Below are 5,972 nucleotides of genomic sequence, written 5' to 3'. Positions count from 1 at the left end.
GGTGGACGGAGGGACGACGGCGGGTGAGCCCGCGTCCACGGCCACCTGGGCGTGGGCAGGAACCGGCCCGAGCGCCCACAGGGCGACCGCCAGCAGCGGGAGCAATGACTTGCGCAGAACGGTGAGCCTCAAGTGCAGTCCGGCCAGGAAAAGGCGGGGCAATGTACGGGATGGGGGGAGGCCCCCTCAATCCAAAAGCGAGCGGCCATCAGGCCTCCGACACCTGCCCGCCGGCCAGTCTCAGGCGGCGGGGCATGGAGCGAGCAAGCGTCTCGTTGTGCGTCACGACGACGGCGGTGATGCCCAGGTCCCGGTTGACGTCCCGGAGCAGCTGGTGGATGCCCTCGCCCGTCGTCGGGTCCAGGTTACCGGTGGGCTCGTCCGCGAGCAGCACCGCGGGCTTGAGCACCAGGGCGCGCGCCAGGGCCACGCGCTGGGCCTCGCCGCCGGACAGCTCTCCGGGGCGGTGGTCCACGCGGCTGCCCAGGCCCACGCGCTCCAGGAGCTCGCGGGCATAGTCATAGGCGGGGCCGCGGTCCTTGCGCTGGATGAGCGCGGGCATGGCCACGTTCTCCAGCGCGGTGAACTCCGGCAGCAGGTAGTGGCTCTGGAAGACGAAGCCGATGGTGCGGTTGCGGAACTCGGCGATCTCCGCGTCGTTCATGGAGAAGACGGACCGGCCGTCGAAGAGGACTTCACCGGCGGCAGGAGCATCCAGCGTGCCCAGCACGTGCAAGAAGGTGCTCTTGCCCGCGCCGGACGCGCCAATCATGGAGACGAGCTCACCGGACTGGATGTCCAGCGACACGCCGCGCAGCACGTCAATGCGCTTGCCGTGCAGGAAGTAGCTCTTGAAGACGTTGCGGATGGACAACAGCGCCATGGCTACTCCGCCTTCAGACCTTCCACCGGTTCCACGCTGCTCGCCTTGAGGGCCGGGTAGATGGACGCCAGGTAGGTGACGAGCACCGCGATGACCACCGCCAGCGCTGTCTGCACCGGTTCGATGCGCACCGGCAGCGCGGGGATGTAATAGACCTCGGGGTCCAGCTTGATGCCGACCTTCTCGATGAAGATGCACCAGGCGAGGCCGGAGAACAGGCCCAGCACTCCGCCGGCCACGCCAATCTGGAGCCCTTCGGCGAGGAAGATCTTCACGATGCCGCCGTCCGGGACGCCCAGCGCCTTGAGCACGGAGATCTCCTTCCGCTTCTCCAGCACCAGCATGATGACCGTGGCGACGATGAGGCCCGCGGCGACGATGATGATGATGGACAGGATGATGCCCATCACCAGCTTCTCCAGGCGCAGCGCGGAGAAGAGGTTCTTGTTCATCTCCCCCCAGTCGCGCGCGCGGTAGGGATAGCCGCCCAGCACGCGCACCACCTGGTTGGAGATGCGGCGCGCATCGTCGATATCCGCCACCTTCAATTCGATGCCGGTGGCGCCCTTCACGGCGAAGAAGTCCTGCGCTTCCTTGAGCAGGATGTAGACGAACTTGGAGTCGTACTCGTACATGCCCGAGTAGAAGACGCCCGCCACCCGGAACGCGCGGCTCTTGGGGATGGGACCCGTGGGGCCCAGCTCCGTGCCGAGCGGCGAGACGACGTTCACCCGGTCCCCCACCACCACGCGCAGGGAGGCGGCCAGCTCGCGGCCGATGATGATGCCCGGCAGCACCGTGGGCTTCGCGGGCTTGGTGGCCTTGCCGATGATGGGGTCTTCCTCCGCGTCCTTCTTGCCTTCCGCGTCCTCCACCGCGCTGCTGGGGAGGATCTTCGCGGGGTGCTCCAGGTGCTCCAGGTCGCCGCCGGGCAGGATGTTCTGCGGCAGGTCCGTCACCGAGCCGACCGACTTCGGGTCGATGCCCTTGATGATGACGCCGTCGACGTTGCCCTCGGAGGCGATCATCACCTGGTTGATGATGAAGGGCGTCTGGCCCACCACGCCGGGCACGCGCTTCACCTGCTGCATCACCTTGTCGTAGTCCGGCAGGTCCCCGGCGTAGCGGGACACCACGGCGTGCGCGTTGGTGCCCAGGATCTTCTGCTGGAGGTCGGCCTCGAAGCCGCTCATCACGCTGAGCACGATGATGAGCGCCATCACGCCCACGCCCACGCCGCCCACCGACAGCGCGGTCATCATCATGGTGGGGGACTGTTCGTGCAGCTTCATCCGGTGCTGCGCGGACGCGGCGGCGAGCGGATCCGCCAGGCCCAGGGCCCTCACTCGCGTGCGCTCCACGGCGGCCTCCGCCCCGCGGATGATGAAGTAGACGATGAGCGGCGGGATGATGCCGAACATCAGCACCGCGAGCGCGCCCAGGAGCAGCGACGGGCGGAACACCGCCACGTGCCGGCGCGCGACGAACAGCTCGAAGCCCAGCCGCAGGTCCACCCGGCCGCTGCCCGCCGCGATGAAGCCCGTGTTGATGCCCAGGATGAGCGCCAGCACCAGCGCGGCGAAGACGAGCCAGTACGCCAGCTCCGGCCGGCCGATGAGCCCCGCGACGTACGTCACCTCCCGCAGTCGGTAGCCCAGCGCGAGCTGCAGCGACGGCACGCGCTCCATCAGCGACAGGAGGATGGGCACCGGCAGGCCCAGGTAGAACACGCCGATGGTGGCTTCCGGGAACGACAGCCGCTGCGCCCGGGACGCGCCCACGAAGCCGGACGCGAACGCCACGGCCATGCTCACGATGAACGCGATGGCGAAGGCGATGGTGGGGGGCAGGGACAGGCCCCCGCTTGCCTCGCGCGCCGCGCCGCCAAGGTCGGACGGCACGCCGCTGGAGAGGACGGTCTGCAGCAGCAGCAGGACCAGTTCCGCCAGGAGGATGCCGCCGCCGTAGGCGCCCAGCGTGCTCCAGTAGAAGTCCCGGTAGCGAGCCAGGCGCGGGTACAGGGGCGCACCCGCGGCGGGGCTGGGCCCTTCACCAGAGGCCGGCGCGCGGCGGATGCCGGCGGCGATGAGGCCCCAGCCCGCCAGCCAGACGAGCGTCCCGGCGACGAGCGCCTTGGGGCCGGCCACGGCCGCGGTCTTCTGGGCGCCCAGGGCGAGCGCCCCGGCGTCGAAGGACTGGATGAGCCCGCCCCACCCCACGAAGGAGAGGCCCAGGGCGCCGGCCACCTCGGCCCACGCCTCGGACTCGGAGATGGCCACCCCCAGGAGGATGGCTCCCACGAGGGCCACGAGGGCGCCGGTCCACAGGAGGGGCCAGCGATAGTCGGTCTGCCGTTCGGCGGGGTGCACGAGGCCTCGTGGCTACTTCGCCAGCGGCTTGAGGAGGGGGAAGAGAATCACGTCACGAATGCTGGCGGCGTCCGTGAACAACATGGCGACGCGATCAATCCCGATGCCCTCACCGGCCGTGGGCGGCATGCCGTGTTCCAGGGCGCGGATGTAGTCCTCGTCGTAGTCCATCGTCTCCTGCTGGCCCCGCTGCTTCGCGTCCAGCTGGGCCTGGAAGCGGCCCTTCTGGTCCAGGGGGTCGTTCAATTCGGAGAAGGCGTTGGCGATTTCCCGGCCCGCGACGAAGAGCTCGAACCGGTCCGTGATTTCCGGGTTCTGGTCGTTGCGGCGGGCGAGCGGGGAGACGGCGGTGGGATACTGGGTGATGAAGGTGGGATGGATGAGCGTGTGCTCGACGTGGGCCTCGAAGAGGGCGCCCACCAGCTCGCCGTGGTTCATGGCGTCCACGGCGCGGCGCTCCACCTCCGAGTGCACCGTCTTGAGCAGTTCGTGACGCAGGCGGTCCACGTCCACCATGTCCTTGTCGGACAGGCCGGGGACAGCCTCGCGGATGGCCTCTGGCATGGGGATGCGCTTCCAGCCCTTGCCGAAGTCGATGGTGTGCTCGCCGTACTTCACCTTGGAGTCGCCGGTGACGTGGCGGGAGGCCTCCGAGAGCATCTCCTCCGTGAGGTTCATCAGGTCCTCGTACGTGGCGTACGCCTGATAGAACTCCAGCATCGTGAACTCCGGGTTGTGCCGGGTGCTCACGCCCTCGTTGCGGAAGTTGCGGTTGATTTCGTAGACGCGCTCCATGCCGCCCACCACGAGCCGCTTCAAATAGAGCTCGGGCGCGATGCGCATGAAGAGGTCGATGTCGTACGTGTTGTGGTGCGTGACGAACGGCCGCGCCGCCGCGCCCGACACCAGCGGGTGCATCATCGGCGTCTCCACCTCGACGAAGTCCCGCCCGTCGAGGAAGTTCCGGATGAAGCTCACCAGCTTGCTGCGCTTGAGGAAGACCTGCTTCACGTCCGGGTTGGAGACGAGGTCCAGGTAGCGCTGGCGGTAGCGGATCTCCACGTCCGTGAGGCCGTGCCACTTCTCCGGCATGGGGCGCAGGGACTTGGTGAGGGGCACGAACTTCGTGGCGGACAGGGACAATTCGCCCGTCTTGCTGCGGAAGATGGGGCCTTCCACCGCGACGAAGTCACCCAGGTCGCACTGCTTGAAGACCTCATAGAGGTCCCCCAGCGCGTCCTTCTTCACGTGCGCCTGGATCTCCCCGGTGCGGTCGCGCAGCTTGATGAACGCGGCCTTGCCGAACGAGCGCATGGCCACGATGCGGCCGGCGACGTCGTAGACGGGGGCGTCCTTCTCCAGGTCCTCCATGGAGTGGTTCGCGTGCGTGGCCAGGATGTCCGCGGCCCGGTGCTTGGGGGCGTAGCCGTTGCCGTAGGGGTTGAACCCGGCCTCGCGCCACTTCGCGGCCTTGTCCAACCGCTGCTGGTAGATCTCCTGCTCCTTGGAGCCGAGATCCGCCGCTTCGCCGCTCTTCTCACCTGGGGGGGTCTTGTTATCGGTCTCGGCCATGACGCGCTCTCGTGAAAGGCGCGGCACGCTAGCCAAGCGGCCCCCGGGACGCAACGCATCAGGGAGGCCGTTCTGCTTCAGGATGACATCAAAAGAAATGCGCCTACCGCCGCGGCCAGGAGCAGCGGGATGAGGATCTCCACCGGGAAGCGGTGCTGGGCATGGGCCAGGTGCAGGCCCTTCAGGCCAAAGCGGCGCTGGCGGCGCACGCGGCTGGCCACGAGCGACGCGAGCGCGGGCGGAGCCTTCTCCCGCTCCACCGAGCGCACGCGCTCCACGGTGCGGGCGTACCGGTCCCACCCCTGGCGGCACTCCTCGCAGCCGTCCAGGTGGCTGCGCACCGCCTGCTCCTGGGGGGCGGGCAGCTGTTCGTCAGCGAGCGCCAGGAAAAGCGCCCTCGCCTCACGGTGATCCAAACGCGGTTCCACGTCCGTTGACCTCCACCCGCCGCCGCTCATGGTTCGAAGCGCCCCAGCAGGTCCGCCAGCTTCTCGCGTGCCCGGTGGAGCCGGCTCTTCACGGTCCCCTCGGGCAGCTCGGTGATGTCGACAATCTCGTCGTAGCTCAGGCCCTCGATGTCGCGCAGCGCCACCAGCATGCGCGCATCCGGGTCCAGTTGGGAAATGGCCCGCTGCACCCGGGCCCGCTCGCGCGCCGCGTCCAGGGCGGCGTCCGGCTGCGGCGGGGCTCCCCCGCCCTCCGCGATGGCTGCGGCGCTCGTCTCGTCGTAGACGTCCGAGCGGCCGCGCCCCCGGCGCTGGAGGTACTTCAGCCGGTTGAGGCAGTGGTTCTTGGAGATGCGGAACAGCCACGTGGACAGCCGCGCGTCCTCGCGGAAGCGCCGGACGTTCTGGTGCACGCTGACGAAGATCTCCTGCACCAGGTCGTGGGCCTCCTCGCGGTCGCCCACCATGCGGAAGCAGAAGTCGTAGAGGCGGTCCTGGTGTTCGCGCACCAGGGACTCGAAGGCCTCCGGGTCCCCGCGCCGCAGCCGGACGAGCAGCGCCTGTTCCTCGCGGCGGGCGGCCTCGCGACGCGGGTCGGCGGCGGCCTCGGTGGCCAGGGCCTGCTGTCCGACGTCGAGCACTCCGCCCGGTGACACCGTGCCTCCCGCCCGTGTGGGCCCACCGCATCCTACTGCACCACCC

General features: G+C 69.0%; 5 protein-coding genes. All 5 read right to left on the bottom strand.

The features are described from left to right. Window positions 1-208: 208 nt before the first annotated feature. The 5 genes from D7W79_RS37710 to D7W79_RS37690 all read right to left on the bottom strand — a co-directional run bounded on the left by D7W79_RS37710 (window position 209) and on the right by D7W79_RS37690 (window position 5,926). Window positions 209-883 carry an ABC transporter ATP-binding protein gene (locus D7W79_RS37710; protein ID WP_120530102.1) on the bottom strand — a complete coding sequence of 225 codons (675 nt, stop codon included), beginning with the start codon at window positions 881-883 and terminating at the stop codon, window positions 209-211. Window positions 884-885: 2 nt separating this feature from the next. Further along, window positions 886-3,252 carry an FtsX-like permease family protein gene (locus D7W79_RS37705; RefSeq protein WP_120530101.1) on the bottom strand — a complete coding sequence of 789 codons (2,367 nt, stop codon included), beginning with the start codon at window positions 3,250-3,252 and terminating at the stop codon, window positions 886-888. A gap of 12 nt (window positions 3,253-3,264) precedes the next feature. Continuing rightward, window positions 3,265-4,824 (bottom strand): lysine--tRNA ligase, encoded by a 1,560-nt coding sequence (gene lysS, locus D7W79_RS37700; RefSeq protein WP_120530100.1) that lies wholly within the window; start codon window positions 4,822-4,824, stop codon window positions 3,265-3,267. A gap of 77 nt (window positions 4,825-4,901) precedes the next feature. Further along, window positions 4,902-5,282 (bottom strand): anti-sigma factor family protein, encoded by a 381-nt coding sequence (locus D7W79_RS37695; protein WP_120530099.1) that lies wholly within the window; start codon window positions 5,280-5,282, stop codon window positions 4,902-4,904. After that, window positions 5,279-5,926: an RNA polymerase sigma factor gene (locus D7W79_RS37690; protein ID WP_120530098.1), complete on the bottom strand. Its 648-nt coding sequence runs from the start codon at window positions 5,924-5,926 to the stop codon at window positions 5,279-5,281. Before D7W79_RS37690 ends, D7W79_RS37695 begins: the two co-directional genes overlap by 4 nt. Between the last annotated feature and the right edge of the window lie 46 nt (window positions 5,927-5,972).

Origin of the sequence: Corallococcus exercitus, assembly GCF_003611585.1 — a bacterium.
GTDB lineage: Bacteria > Myxococcota > Myxococcia > Myxococcales > Myxococcaceae > Corallococcus > Corallococcus exercitus.
This window is presented reverse-complemented; position numbering and strand designations above follow the sequence as displayed.